This is a genomic window from Kiloniella litopenaei (assembly GCF_000982415.1).
Lineage (GTDB): Bacteria > Pseudomonadota > Alphaproteobacteria > Kiloniellales > Kiloniellaceae > Kiloniella > Kiloniella litopenaei.
In genome coordinates this window covers 67,320-93,275 of sequence record NZ_LANI01000009.1, presented here as the reverse complement: position 1 = coordinate 93,275, position 25,956 = coordinate 67,320, and the positions used below count along the sequence as shown (strand labels likewise).

General features: G+C 46.5%; 24 protein-coding genes. 13 read left to right on the top strand and 11 right to left on the bottom strand.

Going from position 1 to position 25,956, the window contains the following annotated elements:
- Position 1: 1 nt before the first annotated feature.
- The 5 genes from WH95_RS10675 to WH95_RS10655 form a co-directional block, all read right to left on the bottom strand.
- Entirely contained in the window at positions 2–766 is a 765-nt protein-coding gene (locus tag WH95_RS10675) for a DeoR/GlpR family DNA-binding transcription regulator (RefSeq protein ID WP_046506737.1), read from the bottom strand.
- 48 nt (positions 767–814) lie between these two features.
- A complete protein-coding gene (ugpC, locus tag WH95_RS10670; RefSeq protein ID WP_046506734.1) occupies positions 815–1,891 on the bottom strand; it encodes a sn-glycerol-3-phosphate ABC transporter ATP-binding protein UgpC in 1,077 nt (358 codons plus the stop codon).
- Positions 1,891–2,745: a sn-glycerol-3-phosphate ABC transporter permease UgpE gene (gene ugpE / locus WH95_RS10665; protein WP_046506731.1), complete on the bottom strand. Its 855-nt coding sequence runs from the start codon at positions 2,743–2,745 to the stop codon at positions 1,891–1,893. The genes ugpC and ugpE overlap by 1 nt, the downstream gene beginning before the upstream one ends.
- An 11-nt stretch (positions 2,746–2,756) precedes the next feature.
- Positions 2,757–3,635: an ABC transporter permease subunit gene (locus tag WH95_RS10660; protein WP_046506728.1), complete on the bottom strand. Its 879-nt coding sequence runs from the start codon at positions 3,633–3,635 to the stop codon at positions 2,757–2,759.
- 87 nt (positions 3,636–3,722) lie between these two features.
- The gene (locus WH95_RS10655; RefSeq protein WP_046506725.1) at positions 3,723–5,027 is read right to left on the bottom strand and encodes an extracellular solute-binding protein; all 1,305 of its coding nucleotides are present in this window, start codon (positions 5,025–5,027) and stop codon (positions 3,723–3,725) included.
- A gap of 386 nt (positions 5,028–5,413) precedes the next feature.
- Here WH95_RS10655 and WH95_RS20590 point away from each other — a divergent pair, with 386 nt between their 5' ends.
- Both WH95_RS20590 and WH95_RS10645 read left to right on the top strand, forming a co-directional pair.
- Positions 5,414–7,873: a DUF3772 domain-containing protein gene (locus WH95_RS20590; protein ID WP_052741937.1), complete on the top strand. Its 2,460-nt coding sequence runs from the start codon at positions 5,414–5,416 to the stop codon at positions 7,871–7,873.
- Positions 7,874–8,099: 226 nt separating this feature from the next.
- Positions 8,100–8,858, top strand: coding sequence for a DeoR/GlpR family DNA-binding transcription regulator (locus tag WH95_RS10645; protein WP_046506722.1), 759 nt, complete (start codon positions 8,100–8,102; stop codon positions 8,856–8,858).
- Positions 8,859–8,892: 34 nt separating this feature from the next.
- Here WH95_RS10645 and WH95_RS10640 read toward each other — a convergent pair whose 3' ends face one another.
- From WH95_RS10640 to WH95_RS20585, 3 genes are all read right to left on the bottom strand, one after another.
- The gene (locus tag WH95_RS10640) at positions 8,893–10,173 is read right to left on the bottom strand and encodes an NAD(P)/FAD-dependent oxidoreductase (RefSeq protein ID WP_046506719.1); all 1,281 of its coding nucleotides are present in this window, start codon (positions 10,171–10,173) and stop codon (positions 8,893–8,895) included.
- 66 nt (positions 10,174–10,239) lie between these two features.
- Positions 10,240–11,580, bottom strand: coding sequence for an NAD(P)/FAD-dependent oxidoreductase (locus WH95_RS10635; RefSeq protein ID WP_046506716.1), 1,341 nt, complete (start codon positions 11,578–11,580; stop codon positions 10,240–10,242).
- 234 nt (positions 11,581–11,814) lie between these two features.
- Positions 11,815–12,846 carry a PD-(D/E)XK nuclease family protein gene (locus tag WH95_RS20585; protein WP_052741936.1) on the bottom strand — a complete coding sequence of 344 codons (1,032 nt, stop codon included), beginning with the start codon at positions 12,844–12,846 and terminating at the stop codon, positions 11,815–11,817.
- A gap of 441 nt (positions 12,847–13,287) precedes the next feature.
- Between WH95_RS20585 and WH95_RS10625 the strand changes: the two genes are divergently transcribed.
- Entirely contained in the window at positions 13,288–13,509 is a 222-nt protein-coding gene (locus tag WH95_RS10625; protein ID WP_046506713.1) for a hypothetical protein, read from the top strand.
- A 180-nt stretch (positions 13,510–13,689) separates the two neighbouring features.
- Here WH95_RS10625 and gcvA read toward each other — a convergent pair whose 3' ends face one another.
- A complete protein-coding gene (gene gcvA / locus WH95_RS10620; protein ID WP_281174827.1) occupies positions 13,690–14,595 on the bottom strand; it encodes a transcriptional regulator GcvA in 906 nt (301 codons plus the stop codon).
- Positions 14,596–14,799: 204 nt separating this feature from the next.
- Between gcvA and WH95_RS10615 the strand changes: the two genes are divergently transcribed.
- The 3 genes from WH95_RS10615 to WH95_RS10605 all read left to right on the top strand — a co-directional run bounded on the left by WH95_RS10615 (position 14,800) and on the right by WH95_RS10605 (position 18,971).
- Positions 14,800–15,987: an acyl-CoA dehydrogenase gene (locus tag WH95_RS10615; protein ID WP_046506710.1), complete on the top strand. Its 1,188-nt coding sequence runs from the start codon at positions 14,800–14,802 to the stop codon at positions 15,985–15,987.
- A gap of 86 nt (positions 15,988–16,073) precedes the next feature.
- Positions 16,074–17,282 carry a CaiB/BaiF CoA transferase family protein gene (locus WH95_RS10610; RefSeq protein WP_046506707.1) on the top strand — a complete coding sequence of 403 codons (1,209 nt, stop codon included), beginning with the start codon at positions 16,074–16,076 and terminating at the stop codon, positions 17,280–17,282.
- A gap of 60 nt (positions 17,283–17,342) precedes the next feature.
- Positions 17,343–18,971, top strand: a complete 1,629-nt coding sequence (locus tag WH95_RS10605; protein WP_046506704.1) for a thiamine pyrophosphate-binding protein — start codon at positions 17,343–17,345, stop codon at positions 18,969–18,971.
- 199 nt (positions 18,972–19,170) lie between these two features.
- Here the strand turns inward: WH95_RS10605 and WH95_RS10600 are convergent, their stop codons facing one another.
- Entirely contained in the window at positions 19,171–19,380 is a 210-nt protein-coding gene (locus WH95_RS10600) for a cold-shock protein (RefSeq protein ID WP_020593825.1), read from the bottom strand.
- Between the two features lie 429 nt (positions 19,381–19,809).
- On the opposite strand from WH95_RS10600, the gene WH95_RS10595 reads away from it, so the two are divergent.
- From WH95_RS10595 to WH95_RS10570, 7 genes are all read left to right on the top strand, one after another.
- Entirely contained in the window at positions 19,810–20,283 is a 474-nt protein-coding gene (locus tag WH95_RS10595) for an MEKHLA domain-containing protein (protein ID WP_046506699.1), read from the top strand.
- 287 nt (positions 20,284–20,570) lie between these two features.
- Positions 20,571–21,572 (top strand): GlxA family transcriptional regulator, encoded by a 1,002-nt coding sequence (locus WH95_RS10590; RefSeq protein ID WP_046506696.1) that lies wholly within the window; start codon positions 20,571–20,573, stop codon positions 21,570–21,572.
- Between the two features lie 82 nt (positions 21,573–21,654).
- Positions 21,655–22,587, top strand: coding sequence for an NAD(P)-dependent oxidoreductase (locus WH95_RS10585; protein ID WP_046506693.1), 933 nt, complete (start codon positions 21,655–21,657; stop codon positions 22,585–22,587).
- 4 nt (positions 22,588–22,591) lie between these two features.
- Positions 22,592–23,380 (top strand): 2-oxo-tetronate isomerase, encoded by a 789-nt coding sequence (gene otnI / locus WH95_RS10580; RefSeq protein WP_046506690.1) that lies wholly within the window; start codon positions 22,592–22,594, stop codon positions 23,378–23,380.
- A gap of 127 nt (positions 23,381–23,507) precedes the next feature.
- Complete coding sequence (locus WH95_RS10575) at positions 23,508–23,948, top strand: Rrf2 family transcriptional regulator (RefSeq protein WP_046506688.1); 441 nt, start codon at positions 23,508–23,510, stop codon at positions 23,946–23,948.
- A gap of 233 nt (positions 23,949–24,181) precedes the next feature.
- Entirely contained in the window at positions 24,182–24,439 is a 258-nt protein-coding gene (locus WH95_RS20960) for a YjhX family toxin (protein ID WP_082114100.1), read from the top strand.
- 44 nt (positions 24,440–24,483) lie between these two features.
- Positions 24,484–24,912 (top strand): GNAT family N-acetyltransferase, encoded by a 429-nt coding sequence (locus WH95_RS10570; RefSeq protein WP_046506685.1) that lies wholly within the window; start codon positions 24,484–24,486, stop codon positions 24,910–24,912.
- 56 nt (positions 24,913–24,968) lie between these two features.
- On the opposite strand, the gene speB is transcribed toward WH95_RS10570, so the two are convergent.
- Entirely contained in the window at positions 24,969–25,940 is a 972-nt protein-coding gene (gene speB, locus WH95_RS10565) for an agmatinase (protein WP_046506682.1), read from the bottom strand.
- Positions 25,941–25,956 lie beyond the last annotated feature (16 nt).

Below are 25,956 nucleotides of genomic sequence, written 5' to 3'. Positions count from 1 at the left end.
ATTATACACTACATTCTTTTATTTTTAGTTTTGATAGTTCCAATTGCACGCGCGTATTATCGTCTGGCAACTGATCCGTCACCATTAGATCCAGGTCCTTAAAAGGGGCAACCTTTACGTTTGCTGGTCTGTTCCATTTAGTATTATCTGCAACAAGAATTTTCTTGCGACTATTTTCCAGAATAGATTGTGTTACATGTGCTTCATCCGGTTTGAAATCCAGCATACCGTAAGTTGGGTCAAGCCCACCGGTTCCCACGATGGCATAATCAGCTTTGAACGATGAAAAGAAGCGAATTGTTTCTACGCCGACCAGATCGTGATCACTATGTCTTAGGCGTCCACCAGAAACATGGGTATCAATATTCTGGTTGTTACACAGAACAGCCGCAGCTTTGAGGTTGTTTGTTAGCACACGTAGGTTTTTATACTTGAGCAGGGCATTAGCGACAGAGCCAACAGTTGTTCCTATGCCTAGAAAAATTGTTGAACCGTCCGGTATTTGGTCGGCCACAGCTTGCGCTATCTCATCTTTATTTTTAGCATTCATCACCTGTCTTGTGCTGAAAGACAGGTTTTCAATGGCCGAAGGCAAACAGACACCACCATGCACACGTCTGAGTAATCCCGTTTCACAAAGGGCGTTGATGTCCTTGCGAATAGTTTGAGTACTCAACTGAAAATGGTTGGACAGGTCTTCGATGCTAAGGGCATCTTCCCGGCTGGTCCATTCCAGTATTTGATTCTGTCTCTCGCTCAGACGCATGACTAGGTGGTGTCCGTTTTTTCGCCGATATCTGTGGCCAATAAGAGGTTAGATCAAACGTTTACCTGTTTCTTTGTTGAAAACAAGTGCATTGCTGTGATCGTAGCCAAGTTTGATGGTTTCCCCGATTGTTGGTTCCTGATCCTGGTTGAGGCGTAAGCAGAGCTCAAGATCATCACCATCCTCGTTTTTAGCACCTTCAAGTGTACCGTAGACCAAGTTATCAGCGCCGTGTTGTTCCACAAGGTCAATCTTCATTGCCAATTTGCCCTGATCGTCAATGCGAAGGTGTTCAGGGCGCAGGCCCAGTACAAGCTCTTCGGCTATAGGCAGCCCGTCAAATCCACCGATCTCTAATGAACCGGACTTTAGAAGTTTTCCGTCATACTGGACTGAAATCAGGTTCACTTGGGGAGATCCGATAAAGCTGGCAACAAAGAGTGTCTTGGGATCTTTATAGAGCTCAATAGGCTTACCCATTTGCTCTATCTGACCATTGTTAATCACCGCAAGACGGTCAGCCAGTGTCATGGCTTCTGTCTGGTCGTGGGTAACGTAGATACTGGTGACGCCCATTTTACGTTGAAGCTTTTTGATCTCGATGCGCATCTGTACACGCAGTTTTGCATCAAGGTTACTGAGCGGTTCGTCAAACAGGAATACTTTGGGGTTTCTGACAATTGCACGTCCCATCGCAACACGCTGTCGCTGACCACCGGATAACTGGTTCGGCTGTCTGTCCAGAAAATCTTCGATGTGGAGTGTCTTTGCCGCAGCAATGACTTTCTTTTCGATTTCTTCTTTGGAATCACCACGGTTTTTCAAACCATAAGACATATTCCCGCGAACGGTCATATGGGGATAAAGTGCATAGTTCTGGAAAACCATAGCGACGTTACGTTCCGCCGGGGAGACATCATTGATCCGGTTTTCGTCAATGTGAAGATCACCTTCGGTAACGGTTTCCAGTCCGGCAATCATGCGTAACAGTGTTGATTTCCCACAACCACTTGGGCCAACGAATACGATAAATTCACCGTCGGCAATTTCCATGTTAACGCCTCTGACGGCGTGTGCACCGTTCGAGTAAACTTTATTAACATTGGTGAGCTTAACTTCGGCCATTATTTTTCACTTTCTACCAAACCTTTAACAAACCAGCTCTGGAATACCAGCACCACGATTACCGGGGGCAGGGTGGCCAGAATGGTCAGGGCATATGCTTTTTGGAATTGGGGGAGTTCGCCGCCCTCGGACAATACCTGATAAATCTGCTTGATGCCGATGACCAAGGTGTAATTGTCTTCATTTGTTGTCATGATCAGGGGCCATAGATATTGGTTCCAACCAACAACAAACATAATGATCAAGATCGCAGCGATCATAGTTTTGGATATCGGAACCAGAATATCGATAAAGAACTGCCAGGCATTTGCACCATCCAGGCGCGCTGCTTCAAGAAGTTCTTCTGGAACTGATTTATAAAATTGTCGGAAATAGAATGTTCCGGTAGCCGAGGCAATGAGCGGCAGGATCAACCCCGTGTGGGTATCCAGTAATCCCATACCGGCAACAACTTCATAGGATGGAATAATTCTGACCTCTAGTGGTAAGAGAAGGGTCATGAATATGATCCAGAATAACGGTGTTGCGAGTCTAAACCTGAAATACACAATGGCGTAGGCCGCGAGCATTGAAATCACGACTTTCCCAACCGCAAAACCGATGCCAAGGATAAAGCTGTTCCAAAGCATCATACTAGCGGTGACACGTTTCATTACGCCGCCTTCTACAAAGAGAACTTCGTTGTAGTTCTCAAAGAAGTGTCCGCCCGGCCAAGCCTGCAGACCTTCTCTGAAAAGAGTTTCTGCAGAATGTGTCGATGACATAAAAGCAACCCAAACGGGGGCTGTCATGAATATTGCACCGAGGATAAGGATCAGATGTCCCGAGATCGCATGCCAATTAAGTTTCAACATTCTGATCCCTCCTAGTAATGAATTTTGCGTTCAATGAAACGGAACTGGATAACAGTTAGTGCCAGTACCATAAGCATCAGAACAACAGATTGAGCGGATGACCCCCCAAGATCGCTGCCTCTAAAGCCATCAAGATAAACTTTATAAACAAGGGTGCTGGTTGATCCACCAGGAGCACCCGCAGTTGTGGTATCAATGATACCAAAGGTCTCAAAGAAGGCGTAAGTGATGTTGATCACTATAAGGAAGAAGGTTGTCGGGGCCAAAAGCGGGAAGGTCATGGTCCAGAAGCGGCGGAGACTGCTTTTGCAATCAATTGTCGCGGCTTCAATCACTGATTTTGGAATACCCTGAAGACCGGACAAGAAGAAAATGAAGTTCACGCTGACCTGTTTCCAGACCGCGATCAATACAACAACAAAGCCTGCATCAAACGAATCAAGCTTATGGTTAAAGTCCCATCCCATGGCATTTAGGAAATAGTAGAGATCACCAATCAGGGGGTTAAACATCAGGTTACCCATCAAGCCGGCCACTGGTGGGGCGATGGCATAGGCCCACATGAGCAATGTTTTATAGGTGCGAGCCCCTTGGATGGCTTCGTTTGCCTTTACGGCCAGCAACATGGCAAGAGCAAGGGAGAGGAACGTCACCAGAAAGGAAAAAACAAGGGTAAAACCCGCGGACTGAAGCCAGGCATCGTTTAGGATGGTGTCTTTATAGTTCTTGAACCAGACAAACTGTGAAGAAAGGCCAAAGGCATCTTCCAGCAAAAATGATTGGTATATGGCCTGAGCAGCGGGCCACAGGAAAAATATACAAATGATAATAATTTGTGGAGCGATAAACAGATAGGGTATCGGGCTGTGGCTAAATTGAACTCGTTTCATAGCAGAAAGCGCGCTCCATATTCGTCGATAGTAAACATCGTAAAACTATGAGCGACGATCATAGTGACCGCCGCTCATAATCAAGTCTTAGTTATAGGTCGCGTTAAAGCGCTCTAGCAGATCGTTGCTTTCTTCTTCGATTTTAGCGAAAGCATCGTCAACAGATGTTTTTCCTGCGAAAATATCATCGTAATGTTTGTAGAGAACTTCACGGATCTGAACGTAATAACCAAGGCGATAGCCTTTCGTCCAGTCGCCACCAGGCTGGTTCAGCTGAAGAATACCGATTTCAGCGTCTGGTGTTGTTTTGTAGTAACCATCACTCTTTGCAAGATCATAAGCTGCATTTGTGATTGGCACATAACCAGTTTCCTTGTGCCAAAAATACTGCATTTCCGGGCTGGTCAGGAACTTCATGAAGTCGGCAACGCCTTTGTATTCCTCGTCGTCGTGACCGGCCATTGTGAATAGCGCAGCACCACCGATGAAGGTACCTTTAGGCTCATCAATGATTGATTTCCAGTATGGCAAGAAAGAACCGCCGAATTCAAATTCAGCACTCTTTGTCAGGCCACCAAAAGAGCCTGAAGAACCTAGCCACATAGCTGTTTTCTGCTGGATGAAGGCATCCTGGTTGTCACCCCATGCGCGGCCATAATAACCGTACCAGCCTTTGTCCAACCATTCTTTGACTTTGCCCCAGTGCATTTTCAGTTCTGGGTTGTTGTACATGATTTTTACATCTGTACTGTCATAACCGTTGTTAGCTGTCGCCATCTGAAGGTTGTGGCGGCTGTGGAAGTTTTCAGTAAAAATCCACGGGCTGTGGCTTTGTGCAAGCGCAATGTAGCCAGCTTCTTTCAGCTTGGGTGCAATTTCTTCAAATTCTTCCCATGACTTCGGTGGATTAGCGATACCAGCTTTTTTGAAAGCGTCTTTGTTGTAATAAAGAAGCGGTGTGGAAGAGTTGAACGGCATACCGATCATCTTGCCATCGGAATCAGCATAGAAGTTACGTACACCAGCGATGTAGTCTTCTTTGTTGAAGCCGTCGCCATGTTCAGCCAACAGATCGGCAACAGGAACAGTCGCACCTTTGGCGTTAATGATAGTTGCTGCACCGGCATCAAAGATCTGAAGGATATGCGGCTGTTGCTTGGCGCGGAATGCAGCGATACCAGCTGTCATTGTGTCTTCGTAACCACCTTTGTAGGTTGGTACGAGCTTGTATTCGCTTTGGCTTTCGTTGTATTTAACGGCAATTTCGTCAACAACTTCGCCCAGGCGACCGCCCATAGCGTGCCACCATTGAACTTCCGTCGCAGCATGAGCCACGCTGATTGTTGCCAGGCACGAAAATGCACCAATGGCAGTAAGAGTACGTTTTAACATAGAGATAACTCCCTGTAGGTAAAGTATCGAAAGAATAAATTCAGACCCGTTTGCCGGGTTCATTTGAACCATTTATAGCCTTCATATGAAACTATAACTACAAAAATTGGTCAAATAAAAGACAAAATCCAAGCCTTAGGGTTTTCAAGGAATTTGATCTGTTGAATCGGCTTTTACTTAAAGGTTTTCTTGGGTTATTTGAATAAATAGTGTGTATTAATTGGTATCATTGATGGGGTTAAAGTGGCCTTATTTGTGTGGGCTTTGCCAATATTATAATCTGTCCTATTGAATATCCTTTATATGTACCTTTAGATATCTTTCCAAAGTAAAGGTGTGTTATAGTCCGCGCGGCTTATATTATCTGAGTTCGAGAATTTGGTTTTATGAATATATTGAATGCAATGTTTCAAAAGACATTGTTTATTGTCCATATCTGTGTGGCTTCTGCTCTTTTGATTATAATTGTTTCTGCAAATGTTTCGGCAAACGTTTCTGCAAGCGGGGATTTGCGGCGAAACTTTGATGAGGCGATGGCAACATGGGAACTGGAACTCTATGAGAAAACGCAGGATTTAGATAATAAAAACCTTTCCCAGAGCGACTTTGAAAATATTCGTGACGATCTGGATCGTGTACGAATGCAGTCGCGTGGATTTATTTCCCGGCTACAGCCTATTCAAAATCAACTGACAAAACAGTTGAGGGGATTGGGGCCAGAACCCGAGCAAAATCAAACACCTGAAACCGAGCAAATTGTTACGATCCGACAAAATCTAGAGACTGAACTCTCGATTGTGAACAGCCAAATAAAACAGGCTGAACTGATTTCACCGCGTGTTGATGAACTGGTCGGGCGATTTAACAGGATCGAAAGGCAACGTTTTGTTGATGAAGTCTTTAGCCGTGGACCTGTTCCCGTTTCCCGTTCGTTATGGGGCGAGGTTTTTGAATTAAGTGGTACTGACTGGGAAGCGTTTCTTGTACAACTTGAACTGGCCCAGAGCACCGTGGGGGGACAGATTGAATGGGAAGAAGTGATTCCGCTATGGGTGATTGTTCTTGCTGCTGCCTTTGTTGTGTCTCTTATCTTGCGGGTTATGCGACGTCGCTACGGTGTACAGTCGGATGTAACTGATCCCGATTACCATAAAAGAGTCCTCGCAGCATCTTTGAATGCCCTGAAACGTGCCCTGATACCTGTTACGTTCCTGACCTTGGTGGCGGGAACATTTGTGTGGAGTAATGTTCTGGACCCTGAAATAGAACAGATGGTCAAGGCTGTAATTCTAGGGTTGCTTTTCATTACCATTGCCGAGGCTATTACCAAGGCAACCTTGTTTCCGGACCGTTCATCGTGGCGTGTTCTTGATATGGCAATACCTTCTGCTCAACAGGTCAGGGTTATTGCGATTATTATTGCCTTTACCTTTGCCGCAGATCTTTTGATCCGTGTCCTTAATGATGTTGTGCATGCTTCGGCCAGTCAGCATTTGTTAGGTAAATTTTTTACGGCCACAACGATGGCTGTGCTTGTTATTCTCTTGCATCGGAAAAGCCTTTGGAATCTAGCCGGGGATATCCCCGAGGAAATAAGTCGCGTTTCCAGACTCTGGTCCAGGTTCCGGGTAACAATCGTTGCCTTTATGTCGGCTATGATTGCGGCGGCTTTTATCGGTTTTATCCCAATGGCTCATTTTGCCGTTTTTAATCTGGTTGCGACATTAGAGCTGTTTTTGTTGTTGTTGCTGGTGCACGTAATTGTTCACGAAGTCGCCCATTACGAACTTTCCGGAGAGGCCGATATTGGTCGTAGTCTTCGAAATGTACTGTCTTTGGATGATGATGGCGCTGATCGTCTGGGTTTCTGGATTGTGCTTTGTGTCGGGTGCGGTCTTATCCTGCTTGGGGTTATTGGAACCCTGCTGATTTGGGGGATGAGTGCGCAGCGACTGTTTGGCATTATCCAGACAGCGTTGACAGGCTTTAAGATTGGCGAGGTCAGAATATCATTTATCGATATAGCCGTCGCGGGCATTCTCTTTATCGGTATGCTGGCCCTGACAAAAGTTTTTGCCAATGTTCTGGATGAAAGACTTTTACCAAAAACAAAGTTGGATGCAGGGGTCCGCAATGCGATTAAAGCATCGGTCGGATATGCCGGTTTGGGGCTTGCCGTTCTGATCGGGGTGTCAGCTGCGGGGCTTGATCTATCCAATATTGCGATTGTTGCTGGTGCGCTTTCTGTGGGTATTGGTTTTGGCCTGCAATCCATCGTAAACAATTTTGTTTCCGGTTTGATATTGATTTTTGAACGCCCGATCAAACAGGGGGATTGGGTTGTTGTTGGCAATGAAGAGGGGCACGTCAAAAAAATCAAGGTACGGGCCACCGAAATAGAAACCTTTGACCGTGCATCCGTCATTATCCCGAACTCTGATCTTATTTCGGGGACAATGAAAAACTGGACCCACAAGAGCAAGTTGGGCCGGCTCGAAGTCCGTATCGGTGTTTCATATGATTCTGACGAAGAGAAGGTGAGGGAGATTTTAACCAAGATTGCGACGGAACATCCCGGCGTTCTTGCCCGTCCGGAACCTTACGTCCTGTTCATGGATTTTGGGGCTAGTTCTCTTGATTTTGAACTCAGATGTTTCCTGAAAGATATTGAGAATAAAATGAGTGTTGCCAGCGATCTCAGATTTTCAATTCGCAAGGCCTTTCAGAATGAGGGTATTGAGATACCGTTTCCGCAACAGGACATTTACATCAAACAGGCGCCGGGTGTATCAAAATCCATCGATGTTTCCGCTGAAGACACCGAGGATAAGAAAAAAAATACCTGATCTAAATCTTGCAGCTAACAATTTGTCAGTCTGATATCGGCGGCCTGATAGGCTTTGTCTGAAAGAAATATATACCAGATAGTTAAATGGTCGAGACAATTAGAAATAGGTGTCTTTTGATTCAAACACACAAAAGTTTGGGATATTTGTGGTTATGTCAGGTTATTTCTTGAAAATTAGTTGTTAGAACGGCATAAAGATAACGAGTTTATCTTTTGGGGGTGTCATGTCTGCTTCGTCTCGACAGCAAGAAATACTACGGGCAATTCGTTTGAAGGGCACCTGTGCCATATCTGAAATTGCGACATCCCTATCTGTTTCGGAAGAAACAATCAGGCGTGACATCAAGCCAATGGTTGCCAAAGGGTTGGTTATTAAAACCCACGGCAAGGTAACCATGCCGGATGATATCAAAGAGCCACCGTTCCATATGCGTATGCAGGAAAATATGGACGCCAAGGTCAAGATTGCCACGGCGGTTTCCCGCATGATCGAAGATGGCGAGACAGTTTTTTTACATCCCGGATCGACAACAAACTATGTGGCACGCGCGCTATGCGATCACAGTGATCTGGTCATCCTGACCAACTCTGCTGAAATTTCCCGCACACTGGTAAGTGGTGAGGGTAACGAAGTGTATATGGCGGGTGGCCTGTTGCGTACAGACGATGCGGCCTCTGTCGGACCCACGGCAATTGAGTTTATCAAAACCTTTCAGGTTAAAACGGCTGTGTTTGCCATTGGGGCAGTTAGCCCCGCAGGTTTGATGGATTTCCGACTTAGTGAAAAGGAATTCTGTCAGGCGGTGATGGAGCGTTCTGAGCGCGTCATCGTTGCCGTTGACCACACGAAATTCGAGCGCAAGGGCATTGTTCATATATCCAATCTTGAAGACATGGATCTTCTGGTGACAGACAGAGAACCACCCCGAGAGCTTCAGGATGCGCTGAAAGAAGCCGGGGTGGAAACTTTAATCGCGACCTGAACTCAGCAAGTTAACCGAAAGAAGATCCGGTAAATTAACGCGATGTCGCTTCGCGCCATCTGTCGGATAGTCTCATGCCCCAATAAACACTCTGCGCGGCGAGGGGGCCAAAAAATCCACCGTTCCATTCCAGATCAAAGGCTTGAAACAGTTTGTGACGATCAGATGCTTTGGCTATGCCCTCGGCAACAAGACGTCCCCCGATAGGTGCCGTGTTCATGCCGTGCCCGCCGAAAGCGGTACAGGACCAGACACCGGGTTTCTGTTCACCGATATAGGGCATTTTGTGGCGGGCATAAGCCATCAGACCGGTCCAGGCCATATCAATCTTTACGTCCGATAAATCAGGATAAACGTTGGTGATATCCTGTTTCAACAGGTGTGCCAAACGCTTGGGCTGGCTTGTTCTTGTCGTGATCCGGCCACCCCACAGCAGCCGATCCCCGTCAACAATGCGGTAATAGTCCGACGCCTGACGATCATCCAGAATAGCCGCACTGGTTTTTACCAGCTCATGGACGCGCGCGCCAAGCTTTTCGGTAACAACAATATAGGTCGCGATTGGTAACAACGCACGTCTGAGACGGGCAAATACATTGCCAGAATAGCCGCCACCACAGAGAACAACGTCTTTTGCCTTGATGCTACCACCTGCTGCTTTTATTTCTTTGACCGGACCGTCGAGATTCATTTCAACAGCTTCGGTATTTTCAAAGATCAGGCCACCTTTGTTTGTGATTTCCTGTGCGATACCCAGACAATAGTTCAGAGGGTGAAAATGAAAAGCTCCCTTGTCAAAGTTACCTTGATAATAGCGTGTGGTCTTGAATTTTTCCTGTAGATCGTCGCGGGATAAATAGTCCAGCGGATAGTCATATTGCGCTGCCATGTCATCACAGTGTCGTTTCATGCCATCGGGATCGTTGTAGCGGATGACCGACAGCATGCCGGGGCTTGGGTTTACACCTTCGAGCTTTAGGGTGGCGATATTGTCCCGGACCATATTGACACCTTCCAATGACAAGGCAAAAACCTCGCGCGCCTTGTCAATGCCCAGCCGTTTTTTCACAATGGCCTGGCCGCCTGCAAAACCGGGTGATACAAAGCCGCCATTTCGCCCTGATGCACCCCATGCCACGCGGTTGGCTTCTAGAATAACAACGGACTTTCCCCTGTTCAGAAGTTCCAGCGCACAGCTTAGTCCCGCCAGGCCGCCCCCGACGATACAGACATCTGCGTCCAGATTTTCTGTCAGAGTGGGATAAGTTGAATGTTCAATCGCTGTTCGACTGTAATAGGTATCTGGATAGGTCATGGTGATTACTTGTTGTTCGTGATTGAAGCCAGAGGATTAAAGGCCAGAGGATTAAAGACCAGAAGCTTAAAGCCATTCGTCTTTGATTTGATAGAAGGCATATGCTGCTTTTAAATAGTGTAAGCGCAGGGCTGGCAAGGGGAATTTATCAAATCGCTTTGTAAAGACAGTGGGGAGCTTGCTCTGGTTTCTGTCTCCGGCGATCTCGTCTGCCAAAGCACTTCCCGCCCAACCGGACATGGCGACACCATTGCCGTGATAGGCAAGAGAGGTCCAAGCCGTTTTATCTTTGTTTATTGGCCCGATATAGGGAACCAGATCATTGGCGAGGCAAATAAAGCCCTGCCAGAAATGTGTATGCTCAACATGGGACCAAGCAGGGAAGAGCTTTTCAAAATCTGCCCGAACGCGCTTTTCGGCCTGTTTTTCCCCTGTGGCCGAGCTATCCGTTCCACCACGCCCCCCGAAAAGGAACCGCCCGTCAGGCAACAGACGGAAATAATGCAATAAAATACGGCTGTCATAGACGGTCGTTGTATTGGTCCAGCCCTGATCCTGCTGTTCCTGTTCGCTCAAGGGGCGCGTCACCAGGATAGAGGACAGGGCGGGGAGCAACTTACCAGCCGCATTTGCCGACAGGTTTTCCGGGGTATAGCCATTGGTGGCCATGATGACGTGGTTTGCTTTGACAATACCCTGTGGCGTGTGAAGGTGATGACCATCCACATGCTTTTCCCATTTGGTCACAGGACTATTGCCAAAAATCTCGATACCTGTATCGCGTAGGAGTTTGGCAAGCCCTCTGGCATATTTTAGCGGATGAAGACCAAATCCGGTCGGGTTGTGCAGACCGCCGTGAAAGTCACCGGCCAAGCCCATTTCCCTTAATTGTTCCGGGGATAAAATGTGTGTTTCGTGATCAAAGGTTTGGGCCAGAAAGTCCTGTTCCTGTCGCAGGTCATCCACACGGTTGGCCTTGTGGGCCAACTCAATCTCTCCGGTGCCCGTCACATCTGCATCAATGTTGTGGGTTTCCAGAAAAGACTTCACAAAGGCAACAGACTGCTTTTGGACCGCAAAGAAGTCTTTTGTGGCTTCCAGCCCGTAACGGCTGATCATCTGCTGATAACTGAGCTTGGTTGACCCCATGCAACAAAAGCCACCATTGCGCCCCGACGCCCCCCAACCTGGCTGCGCGGCCTCAAAGACCTTTACATCAATCTGGTACTTTGTTGCCAAGCGATAGGCCGCCATCATGCCCGTATAGCCACTGCCGATTACCGCAACGTCACACTTGGTATCTGCTGTCAGACTTGGGAAATCCGCTAGCTCAGGCGCCGTATCCCGCCAATAACTCGGTGCATGATTTTTGGCAGAGAAGGCGTGCGTATCATAAAGATATTTCATGGCGTGCGACGAACTTTTCAAAAGAAGGCGAGGGATACGTGTTTTGTTTTTCTGTATTCCATGTCAGGAAGGTGAATTGGTCAAGCTAAAATGATTGTTAGGTATTTGTCAGTGAGGGCAAACGATTATTAGAGGCGTTGATTTGCGAATGCTCATGCCAGAACATATTAACTATTATTAGGGATTGAGTTGTGGGTGTGCCTTTTTAGAGAGTCTGGCTTTATAGGGTGTTTTTTATTCGCCAAAGCTAAGCTTAGTTGATAAATCATGAATAAGTGGCAGGATTTGTTGTATTTTTTTAAGTGAACTCTTTATATCAATAGTGCCTTCGTTTGATGGTACTAAACACTTTGAAAATTTAAATACTCTCATGCTTTTTCCTTTGCGAGAGCGTGCCACTTCATAATTTAGAGCTGGCTTGTTTTCTAAATAATTAATCAGCTTTGACCGATAGTCGCTTATTTTACCTGGTGATACTGAACCATCCCAACACCCAATTCTAAGATATACATCAAAATTTTGATCTATTTGAGCATAGAGATAAGGGCCAAAATTTAATTGTGTCCACCCAAAAGTAAAACATGCAAATCCGCCTTGAGCATTAGATACAGATGAATATTTACAATTTTCCAAGTGTTTTGATAATGCAGAATATAATCCAAAACATCTCATATGAGACCATTTCGGGAAATTATCAAAATTTTCTGTATTCCATGATGAATACTCAGTCTCGATAGTATTTAAGTGGTTGGTGAAATCAAGAAGGATATTATTCGTTACCCCATCCTCAACACCTTTATTCAGAATGGTTAGTAAGTCTTGTCGAGTGACTAGTTTATATCCTTCTGCTACTTCTTTTGAGTAATCTTGTTGTTCACCAGTTTTCAAAAAAATCTTGCTGACTACAGTATGATTTTTGAATTCAGGTTCATTGATTAATAGATTGTAATATCGGGCTAATTGGTTACTGTGTTCACTGCTATGAACTTTATCTTCAATCAAAATCAAATGCTTACTATTAATTTCTAACAAAATATCAATATTTTTGTATTGTCGATGTACTTTGACCGTGCAAGGTTCTGTAATATGGTCAATGTCATCACCGAGTAAGTGCTCGATAAAATGTTTTCCGACAAGGTGCATCTTCTTATCGAGATGCTCTAAGTCAATATTCCCCCATTTAGCAAGCCAACAAAGAAAAGCATCTTGGCTAAGTTCACTCGTTGCATATTTAAAGAGGTTTGGATGCGAGGGAGTATGAGGCATTAGGGGGGGCTCAATCTTATTGAGAAAATAATTTTATTTTTCTTATTTATTAGGCGCTAGAATTGGATACTCAAATAACAAATCAAAAATTATATAAAATAAATGAAATTACAACCTTTGGTGTTTCTTTGTATTTGTTTTAAGCTTTCAAGTTTATTGTTTTTCGTTTTCTGTTGGTACTTGACATCATAGAATCCATGGTCCGAAGCCTTTGTCCTAAGTATCAGTTTCATAATATAAAATCGACTTAAACCTTAAATAAAGAACTGAGTTTTCCTCATTTAAGGTGAACTGGTCCTTCCTAATTACAGCTCGATTAGCTAAAGAATGAAGCCGAAGCTGCGGCATTTTGACCGGTATCAATATCTGGTGTTGAGTTTAATATTATAACATGCATATAAAATACATGTTTAAAATGAATACACATTAAAGGAGAAGCTTATGGCCTATGTTGTACTTGCCGCCGAGCTTTTTACGGCCTTTTGGTTTGTGAATTACATCCTGTTGATATCCGGCTTTGTCAAAGAAGGGGAGAAGGCGGCTTTTCCAAGGAAAGATCCACTGGTCCGGTTCTTTATTGCCAATGCCAAGTGGGCCATCGTTGTTGGTTTGACAACTGTCTATGCGGGAACTGTTGTCTATGTGTACGGGCTGGCGGGCTGATTTTAAGTAGTTTGCCTATTTAAGTCTCAATATAGGAACATATTAAAAGGAGAGAAAAATGCCTTTGGAAGTCGATAAACTGCTCATCAAAGCCCTGACCATCAGCCTGATCTGGGTGTTGGTTCCGATGCCTTTGTATATCTGGCTTTTTCTTGAGTTTCTTATTTAAGGGGCGCAACCCTATTGTTTTTCCTGCCGGGCGGCTTCGCGGAGTAGCCATCGGCGAAAGGTTTGCAGGCGGGGCAGGCCGCGTTTGTTTTCGGGATAGACGAGGTAGTAAGCATTTTTGCCGCGCACGCTGTCATCAAAAAGCTGGGTCAGTAGGCCTTTGCTCAGTTCTTCTTTGATCAGGAAGGCAGGTAAAAGGGCGACACCCAGACCAGTAAGTGCCGCATTGATAATCATGTGAAACTGTTCGAACTTGGGGCCTGCGGCGGGGTTGATATCTTGTGTTTCCTTGCCCTTGAGCCATTCCTGCCAGGCATAGGGTCTGGAGCGGAGTTGCAGCAGGGTATGTTGTTTCAGGTCTGCGGGGGTGTTTATCGGGCCGACATCTTGCAGCAGTGAGGGGCTGCAAACCGGGATCATCTCTTCGCCCATCAGCTTGTCGGAAATTGTGCCGGGCCAGTTACTGTCGCCAAAATAGATCGCCGCATCAATATCTTCGCTCTCGAAATTAAAGGCCTCGATACGGGTGACAAGGTTCACGTTGATTTCCGGGTGCTGGGATGTAAAGCGCCCCAGACGCGGGATCAGCCACCGACTGCCAAAGGTTGGCAGGCAGGCCAGAACCAGCTCCCCACCCACACCCTGATAGGCCAGCAGGTTAAGGGTGGCTGATTTAAGTTGATCAAGGCCTTTTCTGACTTCCTGAACATAGCTTGCGCCAGCTTCGGTGAGGACCAGTCGTTGCCGGACCCGTTCAAAAAGCCGGATGCCGAGTTCGTCTTCAAGCTGTCTGATCTGGCGGCTGACGGCGCTTTGTGTCACGTTCAATTCTTCGGCGGCTTTCGTAAAGCTCATGTGTCGTGCAGAAGATTCAAAGGTGCGCAGCGCGGTGAGAGAGGGGACGTATCGGTATATCACAGGATTAATGCTCGGATATCAAACAAAGAATTATCTGCATGACTGTATAGATCTTTGATCCATTAGTCATGAGTTTAGTGAATGATGTTTGGAAAAATAATCGTTGGCCTTTATCATTAACGCAGGGGACAATAAGCTATAAAATTACGGCGAATAAAAACCTTGAGGCACTTTATGTGCCGCGTATAGCTCGGAAAGAAGAACATGTCTGCATCTGCCAAACTTGGAAAATTCGATTGGGAAGACCCGTTCCTGTTAGACGTTCAGTTGAATGAAGAAGAGCGCATGGTCAGGGACAGCGCGCGTGACTATGCGCAAGACAAGCTGATGCCGCGTATTCTGGACGCGAACCGCAACGAAACCTTTGATCGCGACATTATGCGTGAGATGGGTGAGCTTGGGTTTTTGGGCGCGACCATCGACGGTTATGGCTGTGCAGGTGTCAGCTATACCAGCTATGGCCTGATTGCTCGAGAGATCGAGCGTGTCGACAGCGGTTATCGTTCTGCGATGTCTGTGCAGTCTTCTTTGGTGATGCACCCGATCTACGCCTATGGATCAGAAGAGCAAAAGCAAAAGTATCTGCCAAAACTGGCGACGGGTGAATATGTCGGTTGCTTTGGTCTAACAGAACCCGATGCCGGGTCTGATCCCGGCGGTATGAAAACCCGCGCGCGTAAAGTTGACGGTGGGTACGAGTTATCTGGCGCGAAGATGTGGATCACGAACTCGCCCATCGCCGATGTGATGGTGGTCTGGGCGAAAAATGACGAGGGCATTATTCGCGGCTTTGTTCTCGAACGCGGTATGGAGGGACTTTCCACGCCAAAGATCGAGGGCAAGTTCAGTTTGCGAGCCTCTGTAACGGGTGAGATCGTTATGGATAAGGTCTTTGTGCCAGAAGAAAATATGTTCCCGGAAGTTACAGGCCTCAAAGGTCCTTTTGGCTGTCTTAACCGGGCGCGGTACGGCATTGCCTGGGGCGCATTGGGGGCGGCAGAGTTTTGCTGGCACGCGGCGCGTCAATATACGCTGGACCGCAAACAGTTTGGCCGTCCTTTGGCGCAGACCCAACTGGTACAGAAAAAGCTGGCAGATATGCAGACCGAAATCTCTTTGGGATTACAGGGCTGCGTGCGTGCGGGGCAGTTGTTTGACGAAGGCAAGATTGCCCCGGAACTTATTTCCATGATCAAGCGTAATTCCTGTGGCAAGTCGCTGGAGATTGCCAGAACCGCAAGGGATATGCATGGTGGTAATGGTGTTTCCGATGAATTTCATGTCATCCGGCATGTGATGAACCTGGAAGCCGTAAACACTTACGAAGGTACGCATGATGTGCACGCGCTTATTCTGGGACGGGCGCAAACCGGCTTGCAAGCTTTTATGTAGTACTGGGCTTTCATGTAAATCGGGCCTTTATGTAACACACGGAATTCAAAGCGGTGACACAGCCTTCGGATAATCAGAAAAATGATATGCCTCTTGAAGGGGTTAGGGTTCTTGATCTGTCACGTGTACTAGCCGGTCCCTGGGTTGGTCAGACTTTGGCCGATCTGGGATGTGATGTGATCAAGGTAGAGCGCCCGGGTTGCGGGGATGATACCCGTGCCTGGGGGCCTCCCTTTGTGAAGACTTCGGCAGGCGAGAATACGCAAGAGTCTGCCTATTACATGTCTGCCAATCGGGGAAAGCGATCTCTGGCTGTGGATATGACCAAGGCCGAAGGTCAGAAAATCCTTCAGGATCTTGCGCTGCACTGCGACATTGTTATCGAGAACTTCAAGGTCGGTGGACTAAAGAAGTTCGGCCTTGATTACGAGGCGCTATCAAAGATAAATCCCAAGCTTATTTATTGTTCGATCACGGGTTTTGGACAGGAAGGCCCCTATGCAGACAAGGCGGGCTATGACCTGATGATACAGGGCATGGGCGGTTTGATGAGCATCACTGGGGAAGCTGGCCGACAGCCGATGAAGGTCGGCGTGGCTGTGGTGGATCTTTTTAGCGGCATGTATGGGGTAACAGGCATCCTTGCGGCATTGTTCAAGCGCGAACGCACTGGGCGCGGCGATCATATCGATATTGCCTTGATGGATTGTCAGGCGGCGATGCTGGCCAATCAGGCAACAAACTATCTGGTTTCAGATAAGGTGCCCCATCGCAGAGGGAATGCGCACCCGAATATTTCCCCCTATGAAGTTTTTGAAACCGCAGACGGTTACATGATTTTGGCCGTTGGTAACGACCGTCAGTTCGAGGCTTTTTGTGATGTTGCCGGGTGTATGGAACTTGCAGAAAACCCCAAGTACCAGACCAATACAACAAGGGTAGAAAACCGAGAGCAGCTTGTTCCTTTTGTTCAGGAAGTGCTGAAAGAAAAGCCGACTGATTTCTGGATTTCATCCCTCGAAAAGGTAAAGGTGCCCTGTGGGCCTATTAATGACCTTTCACAGGTTTTTGCTGACCCGCACATCCAGCAGCGCGGTATTCTCAAGGAGTATGAGCATCCCGGCGGTGCAAGGCAGAAACTGGTTTCAACGCCGATCAAATATGGACAGGCAAAGTCAGGTGCAGAGTTGTCGCCGCCGATGCTAGGCCAGCACACGGATGAAGTGCTCGGTGAAATCCTTGGCACTGAACGCGATGACATTGAAAAGCTACGAACTATAGGGGCCATTGCATAACCGGGTGGACCACAAATAAATCAACAAAGTGCAAATGAAAAAGTTGGACAGGAAAGATTGATGGCAAATGTAACGGAACGTTCAGGCGGGGAAATTCTGGCTCAGGGCCTACAGGCCCACGGTGTCGATACGGTGTTCTGTGTGCCGGGTGAAAGCTATCTGGCTGTTCTGGATGGTCTTTATGATTTGACAGAGAGCATCAATATCGTGACCTGTCGGCAAGAAGGTGGCGCGGCCTATATGGCGGAAGCCTATGGCAAGCTGAAAGGCACACCGGGGATCTGTTTTGTGACGCGGGGGCCGGGGGCGACCAATGCCTCTATCGGTGTTCATACTGCGTTTCAGGATTCCACGCCGATGATTTTGTTTATCGGTCAGGTGGCTCGGGATCAGGAAGACAGGGAAGCCTTTCAGGAAATTGATTATCGCCGCATGTTTGGTGAGATGGCGAAATGGGTTGCCCAGATTGAAACTGCTGACCGTATCCCGGAATATCTTAATCGCGCTTTCCATACGGCAACGTCCGGCCGACCGGGGCCTGTGGTGTTGGCGCTGCCCGAAGATATGTTGACCGAAATGGCAAGCGTGGTGGATACGCCATCCTATAAAAAGGTCGCTTCCGCCCCTCGGCCCGAGGATATGGCTGATTTCAGAACATTGCTGAGTGAAGCGCAGAAACCTTTGTTGCTTATTGGCGGTGGCGGGTGGTCAAAAGACGCCAGTCGGAACATAACGGCCTTTGCTGAACGCAATCACTTGCCTGTCGCCTGTGCTTTCCGCAGGCAAGATACCTTCGATAATCACCACCCTCAATATATTGGCGAGGTTGGTATTGCGCTTAATCCAAAGCTGGCTGCCCGGGTCAAGGAAAGTGACCTTCTGATTGTTGTTGGCCCACGTCTGGGGGAAATGACAACCAGTGGATACAGTTTGCTGGACAGTCCCAATACCAAACAGAAGCTTGTTCACATTCTCCCCGGTGCAGAAGAGCTTAACCGCGTTTTTAATGCAGAGTTGGCTATCCTGAGTGATTTGACAGCCTTTACCAAAGCGGCGTTGGATCTTGACCCCGTTAATGCGCCTGTTTGGAAAGGTACGGTTGCACAAGCACGTGCTGAATATGAGGCCTTTATTGCGGAAGAAGCTGGTATCAAAGATTTCCCCATGCACAAGATCAGCCGCTATCTGAGGGAAAATTTACCGGATGATGCGATCATTACCAATGGTGCGGGAAACTACACCATCTGGGGGCAGCGGTTCTATCAGTTCTCGTCCTACCCAAGTCAACTGGCCCCGACTTCAGGGGCGATGGGCTATGGTGTTCCCGCGGGGATCAGTGCCAAGATTACAGAGCCTGACAGAGTGGTTGTGACTTTGGCCGGGGATGGTTGCTTTATGATGAACGGGCAGGAAATAGCAACTGCCGTACAATACGGGGCCAATGTCATCATTATCGTGGTCGATAACGGGTGCTTTGGAACAATTCGTATGCATCAGGAACGTGAATATCCAGACCGTGTTATTTCAACCCGTTTAAACAACCCTGATTTTGCCGCTCTGGCGCGGGCCTATGGTGGTGTTGGGGTTACTGTTGATCATGCAGATCAGTTCCCCGAGGCGTTTGAGCAGGCAAAAGAAAGCGGCAAGCCCGCCCTTATTCACATGAAAGTACCGAATGTGTGGGAGTAGCTCGCGACGTTGATGGTTGATGCATCAGATGTTGTTGCCGTGATGTTTTAATCACGAGCTTGAGCGCTGAGTGGATCGTGTGTTTAAGCTAGTGCGTTTTTAAATCAGCAAAAATCAGAAATCAGGCACGAAAAAAGGGTACCGATTTGGTACCCTTTAGTCTGTCGCTTGCAATCAAATTAATGATTGCAGCATGGCATTACTCAGCAACCGCGATTGTTGAGACAGCCATTTTGCCGTTACGGCCGCGTTCTAGTTCGAACTCAACACGTTGGCCTTCGTTCAAACCTTGTAGGCCTGCACGTTCTACAGCAGAAATATGAACAAAAGCATCATCACCGCCAGCATCAGGCTCGATAAAGCCAAAACCTTTAGTGGAGTTAAACCATTTTACTACGCCAGTCGCCATTAAAGAGACTCCTAATTACTTATCTTGTGTGACGGCCAAAATCAGCCGTTGGTAAAGGGTTCGGCAAGGCCGGGAATCTTCTTTAGTGACCAGTGTAGGGCAGGCAGAGGAGGCCGGGACTTTTAAAACCATACTAGCTTTATCTACGAATTTAGAGAAAAGTCAAGTATTATCGGGATTTGGGCATGTTAAAGTTTTGAGAAACGCCTGAATACGGCATTCTCTTGTCAACTGGTGGCCCATTTCAAAAATAAGATAATAATCGTATGCCTATAGTATTTGAAATATTATGATTTTAAGCAAGGATTAATTTGTTTTCTGTTGTTTTGACAACCTTTTGGGGAGAAAACTTTTAAGTTTTGTTCTTTTGAATTTTAATTTCAGGAAAAAAATCCGCTATCATCAAGAGCTACCAGGAGAAATTATTCTGTGCCAGAAATAAGCGAGTTTCAGGAACAGCATGCGAAACGATTGATCGACAGTTTCAAGGCCGTAACCGGGAAAGACTTAATTAAATTGGATAAAGAGAAGAGCTGGGGGCGGCAATTATTCGAAGCGCCGTTTGTTGTCGTATCGCATAATGGTGGGGCTGATCCAGTTCTGAATTACGGAAATTTAATCGCTCTCAACCTTTGGGAAATGTCATGGGATGATTTTACCAAGATACCTTCGCGTAAGACAGCAGAACCTGAATTCCGTGATGACCGGGCTATAATGCTGCAACAAGCCAAGGAAAAGGGGTATTTTGATAACTACAGAGGAATAAGGATTTCAAGTAAGGGGAAGAGGTTTTTAATAGAAGAAGCTATTATTTGGACTGTACCGCCCATTAAAGAGAGCAATAATCCCGATGCTTTAAGAGCAGGGCAGGCAGCCACGTTCAGCTCTTGGACGTTTTTGTAAATTTATGAGGCGCATTTACGTAAATAAAAGTCGCAAACAAGAAGAAAAATTTCACAAATTTAAATCTTAGTTCGAAGAAAATTCGATTAACATATTGAAAATAAATATATTAATTTGATTTCAAAATCAATATAAAGAATTCTTTATTTGGTTGACTAAATAAAGAATTCTTTATATGTTCGTTTTGCGGATGACAATGGATGCTGCATAATTTTGAAATAACGAATTGATAGGTATCTGGCGACCCGTTCAGAAATGGGGTGTCGGTCTGGAAAGGAAGGGCATTTATGCATTTAAAGGTGTATAGTGCAGAACCACATCTAAAGAAAAAAGCGCCTCGCAGAGATTTGCAACGTGTGGTTTTTGCCGTTCTTCCCGGTACAGCCTCTTTGGATACCAGTTTAACTATTCAGGCGTTAAAAACGGCTAATGCTGTTGCTGGCTATGCGGCTTTTCATTGGCGTATTGCAACAATGGATGGTCAGAATATTGATCTGGAAGACGGATTTATTCTAAAGCCCGATATGGCCGTTGGCGATGACGAGGCAATTGATCTTGCGCTTGTCTTTGGTGAGTGGGGGGTTCGTACAGGTAAATCGGATCTTTTTATCAACTGGCTTAAGCGGTTGGATCGCCAAGGCGTTTATGTCGGTGCTGTTGGCGGGGCTTGTAATGAACTTGCCAGTGCGGGGTTGTTAAGTGGTTATCGGTGTGCTGTGCCGTGGGCTTATCACGATAGTTTTAAAGAGCTTTATCCATCTGTTGAAATACAGGATGCCCTTTTTTCATGGGATCGTAAGCGCATCACCTGTACAGGTAAAGCTGCGTGCCTTGATTTAATCCTTAATATTATCGAGCATCAGTGTGGTACGGATATAGCCGGGCAAGTCGCCGAAGCCTTTAATTACGAAGTTCGAGGCGGCGCATCTATTCCTTTACGTCAACGCAATCTTACCTTGCAAAAACTGTCGGGGAAGCTGGCTGATGCGGTACGGATAATGGAAGAGAACCTCGAAGTTTTATTGACAGCAGAGGAGATCGCCAAAGAAATCGGCAGCTCCAAACGTCAAATAGAACGTCTTTTCGCCCGCCATCTCGGCTGTAGCCCAAAGCGATATTATAAGCGTTTACGATTAAAGCGAGCACGTGCCCTTCTTCGGCAAACAGCTTTGCCCGTAAGTGAAGTCGCCATAGCCTGTGGTTTTACATCCTTTTCATATTTCTCTCGCGCTTATCGTGGCTATTTTGGATCAACGCCGCGGGAAGATCGTCTTGCTCGTGTTGGTTAGACAATTCACTTAATTATTTTGACCTTACCGGGTAACTCTTTCAGAATGTTTACGAATAAACAGCTGTTAGATTGTCTTGTATATGAATGGTCCTTCTGAATTATCTTCTTTTTCCGGAACAAAAGTCGGTGTTGTCGGGCTCGGAAAAATGGGCTGGCATTTTGCCAAACGCTTACATGATGCGGGGGCGGAAGTCTTTATCCATTCCCGATCCCGTGGCAAGGCTACGGATCTGGAGGCACTGGGCCTGATATACTGTAAAACGCCGCAGGACCTTGCCCGAAAAATCAAGAGTGGATTTATCGTTATCTGCGTTACAGATACAGTGGCTGTAGAGCAGGTAATTTGCGGGGATCAAGGGCTGTTACTGTCTATGAACCCGGATACGCTTGTGATCGATATGGGCACGACCCAGGTTATGAACACGCGCGTTCTCGCCGGAAGGGTTGATCATGTCGGGGCGGGGTATTTGGATGCCCCCGTAAGCGGTGGCGCTGTTGGGGCCGAGAATGGAACACTTTCGATTATGGTTGGTGGCTCAGAGACTGATTTTCGCCGAGCTTTGCCGCTTTTCAATGTTCTGGGTGAGAATATTAATCATGTTGGCTCTCTGGGGGCTGGTCAGATTGCCAAGACGGCAAATCAGATGATTGTCGCGATGACAATTGATGCTGTTGCTGAGGCTTTGACCCTGGCATCAAGGGCAGGTGCCGATCCTGCCAAAGTACGTAACGCCCTGTTAGGGGGCTTTGCAGATAGCCGGATACTGGAACTGCATGGTCAGCGTATGATAGAGCGCAACTTTGAACCAGGAGCAAGAGCAACCGTTCAGCTAAAGGATGTAAAGCAAGCTTCAGAGCTGGCAAAACATTATGACCTCAAGCTCACTGGATTGGAAACCGCTTTGACCTTGTGGCAAAAAATGGTTGATGACGGGCTTGGGGATCTTGATCAAGCTGGCTTTATTAACGCTGTCGAAAAAACAATCGATAATAACAATCAAACTAAAGGCTGATAGTATGTATCGTTTCGCCGCTAACCTCAGCATGCTTTTTACCGAAGATCCTTTTCTCGATCGTTTTAAGGCTGCGCAGGATGCCGGCTTTGAAGGAGTTGAGTTTCTTTTCCCTTACGAGTTTTCTAAACAGGACCTAAAGGCCCGGTTGGATAGTACGGGTCTGGAACAGGTGCTGTTCAATCTTCCTGCCGGTAACTGGGAAAAGGGTGAACGCGGGATTGCAGCTTTGCCAGGGCGGGAAAGTGAGTTTCAGTTGAGTGTTGAGTTGGCATTGGATTATGCCGAGCATCTGAATTGTCGCAAACTGCATGTCATGGCGGGGATCTGTCCCGAAGGTGAAGCACTGGAAGCTTGCTTCGAAGTTTATCTGGCCAACTTGGCATATGCTTGTGAACAGGCGCAATCGGCAAATGTTACTGTTTTGATTGAGCCGTTGAATACACGGGCTTTTCCCGGATATCTTTTGTCTCATCAAGCTCAGGCGCGAAAAATTATCGATCATATCGCCATGCCAAACATAAAGTTACAAATGGATCTGTATCACGCCCAGATTATGGAGGGCGATTTATCGGTATTGATCCGTCATCAAATGGATTATGTCGGACATATTCAAATCGCCGGTGTACCAGATCGACACGAACCGTCTGATGGTGAAATCAATTATGGCTGGATTTTCTCGGAACTGGCAAAGGTCAAATACGATGGTTGGATTGGATGTGAATATACCCCAAAGGCAGATACAAAGTCTGGCCTTGGGTGGCTTGAGACGGCACGAAATATCTTTTCGTGAACAATAAAAGACTGGTTCTGTTTGTAATAGCGTCATCCTGTCCTATTGTTTTCCGTATGTTCTGGTCCTAATTTGTGTTTATATTGCGTGGACAATTAATGAAATACCTTGAGATATTAGACCAGAGATGAGACTGACAACCTATACTGACTATTCGCTACGTGTCCTGATTTTTGTCGGCCTAAAGGGTGATGAGTTAACAACGATTACGGAAATTTCTGAACGCTATGATATTTCCCGTAACCATTTGATGAAAGTCGTTAATCAGCTTTCTCAAGATGGATATCTCAAAACTATCCGCGGTAAAAAAGGTGGTATGTTGCTGGCGCGCTCTGCTGCAGAAATAAATCTGGGTGATGTGGTCCGTGATATGGAAGATAATCTTGATATCGTTGAATGCTTCGACAAGAAAAAAGGCTGTTGTCAGATTGATGGTTATTGTCGATTACAGGGTATTTTAGGCGAAGCTGTCATTGCCTTTTTTGATGTTTTGTCCCGTTATACTCTGGAAGATTTGATGTCGAATAGACAGGGACTTCAAAAGGCGTTAAGCATTTCATTTATCTAATCTTGTCACGCCAATGGTCTGTAGAAAATTTTCCTTGTAAAACTAATCCATCTCAATTACTTGTGACCTTGCTTGGGCACTATTTTGATCCGCCCAAGTCCTACGGAGATTTTATGTTAGAGATTGCGGTAATCCGCTAGTTCCTGAACCTCAGGAACATTTGAAACTGTCGTAACGTCCAAGCTGTGCGCTGGGCGATACCTTTTTCTATGCTCACATAAGATGAAAATCCATTGAACATTTCAAAGTATGAACAGCGTGTTTTACACGTTCTCGCTCAGGGTGGGGCTATCCACTATGAGCGCGGTGAGAATGGCAAGATTACAAAGGTAATCTGCTATACACGAGATGGCCATGTGCTGGCTGATTGTAACTATAGAGTTTTTGAACGTTTAAAGCGGCGATCATTTGTGAAGTCCCAACGGGGTAAACCCTATCGAATTACCCGTTTGGGTATTCGATCCGTGCGATCGCAACTGGATAACAGATAAATCAGTAAAGCCAAAAATAAGTATCAGGAAAGAAGAATATTGTTATGATTAGAAAGTACGAAATTGCCGATACGGCAGAATTAATTAAAATCTGGTTCGAGGCAAACAAGGTTGGTCATCCATTCCTGAGTGATGAATTTGTCACTCAAGTGGCCAAAGATATGCCGGATATTTACCTGCCTAATGCTGAAACCTGGGTTTGGATCATTGATCAAAATCCTGTTGGTTTCATTTCTCTTCTTGAAGATAAAATCGGGGCGTTGTTTCTTGACCCGGCATTTCATGGCAAGGGGATTGGTCGGGCACTTGTCGACCATGCAGTGAAGTTAAAGGGGGCTTTGAATGTCGAAGTCTTTGAAAAGAACGCGGTGGGGCGTCGGTTTTACGATCTCTACGGCTTTGTCGAGGTTGACCGTTATTATCATGAACCGTCAGGCGAAGTTTCTCTAATACTTGCCTTGGCCAAAGGGTGACCTGACGTAATAGGGGCACTTTGAGATGAGTGCCCCTATGGAGATTTTTTAGAAAGTTATGCTTCTTTTTTCTTTTTTTGAAGTGCCATCAGATAGAGCATTTCAAATGCCATAGTCGCACCGGCAAGTGCGGTGATGTCGCTGACATCATAGGCGGGAGATACCTCTACGACATCTGCTCCGACAATGTTTATTCCCTCTAAACCACGAAGAATTGTCAGGGCTTGATGCGGGGTTAGGCCCCCTGTAACAGGTGTGCCTGTGCCGGGGGCAAAAGCTGGATCGAGGCTATCAATATCAAATGTGAGATAAGCTTTTCTGTCACCAACAATCCGTTTGATTTCGGTAACAACTGCTTCTGGGCCTTTTTCATGAACCCAAGGCGCGTGGATGATATTAAAGCCATGGGTTTTGTCGTTGTGAGTACGGATGCCAACCTGAGCAGAAGACGCGGGATCAATAATCCCTTGTTTGGCGGCGTGATAAAACATGGTGCCGTGATCAATGCGTTGCTGATCTTCTTCCCAGGTATCTGAATGGGCGTCAATCTGGATCAAGGCAAGCTGACCATGTTTCTCGGCATGGGCTTTTAGAATGGGGTAGGTGACAAAGTGATCTCCGCCCAAAGTCACCATGGCTGTGTTTGTGTCCAGAATTGTTTTTGCATGGGATTCGATGGCATCGGGGATGGTCATTGGTTCGCCGGGATCAAAAACCAGATCGCCATAATCCGCGACAGCCAAGGTTTCAAAAACGTCCAGCCCGGAAGGAAAATGTGGTGCCCATGCAAGGTTGGCGGATGCTTTTCGGACAGCCTGTGGGCCAAGTCGAGTGCCCGATCTGCCCGTGGTTGCGCAATCATAAGGTATGCCGGAAATCGCGACATCTGCATCGCGAAGATCACGGGTGTACTTACGGCGCATAAAGGAATTTGCACCGGAATACATAGGTTCAACATCTGTACCCAAAAGGCTTTTTGCCATAAAGGCGTTATCGCCTTCGGAATTGATACCGGATATATCGGCCATGTTATGTCTCCAGAAC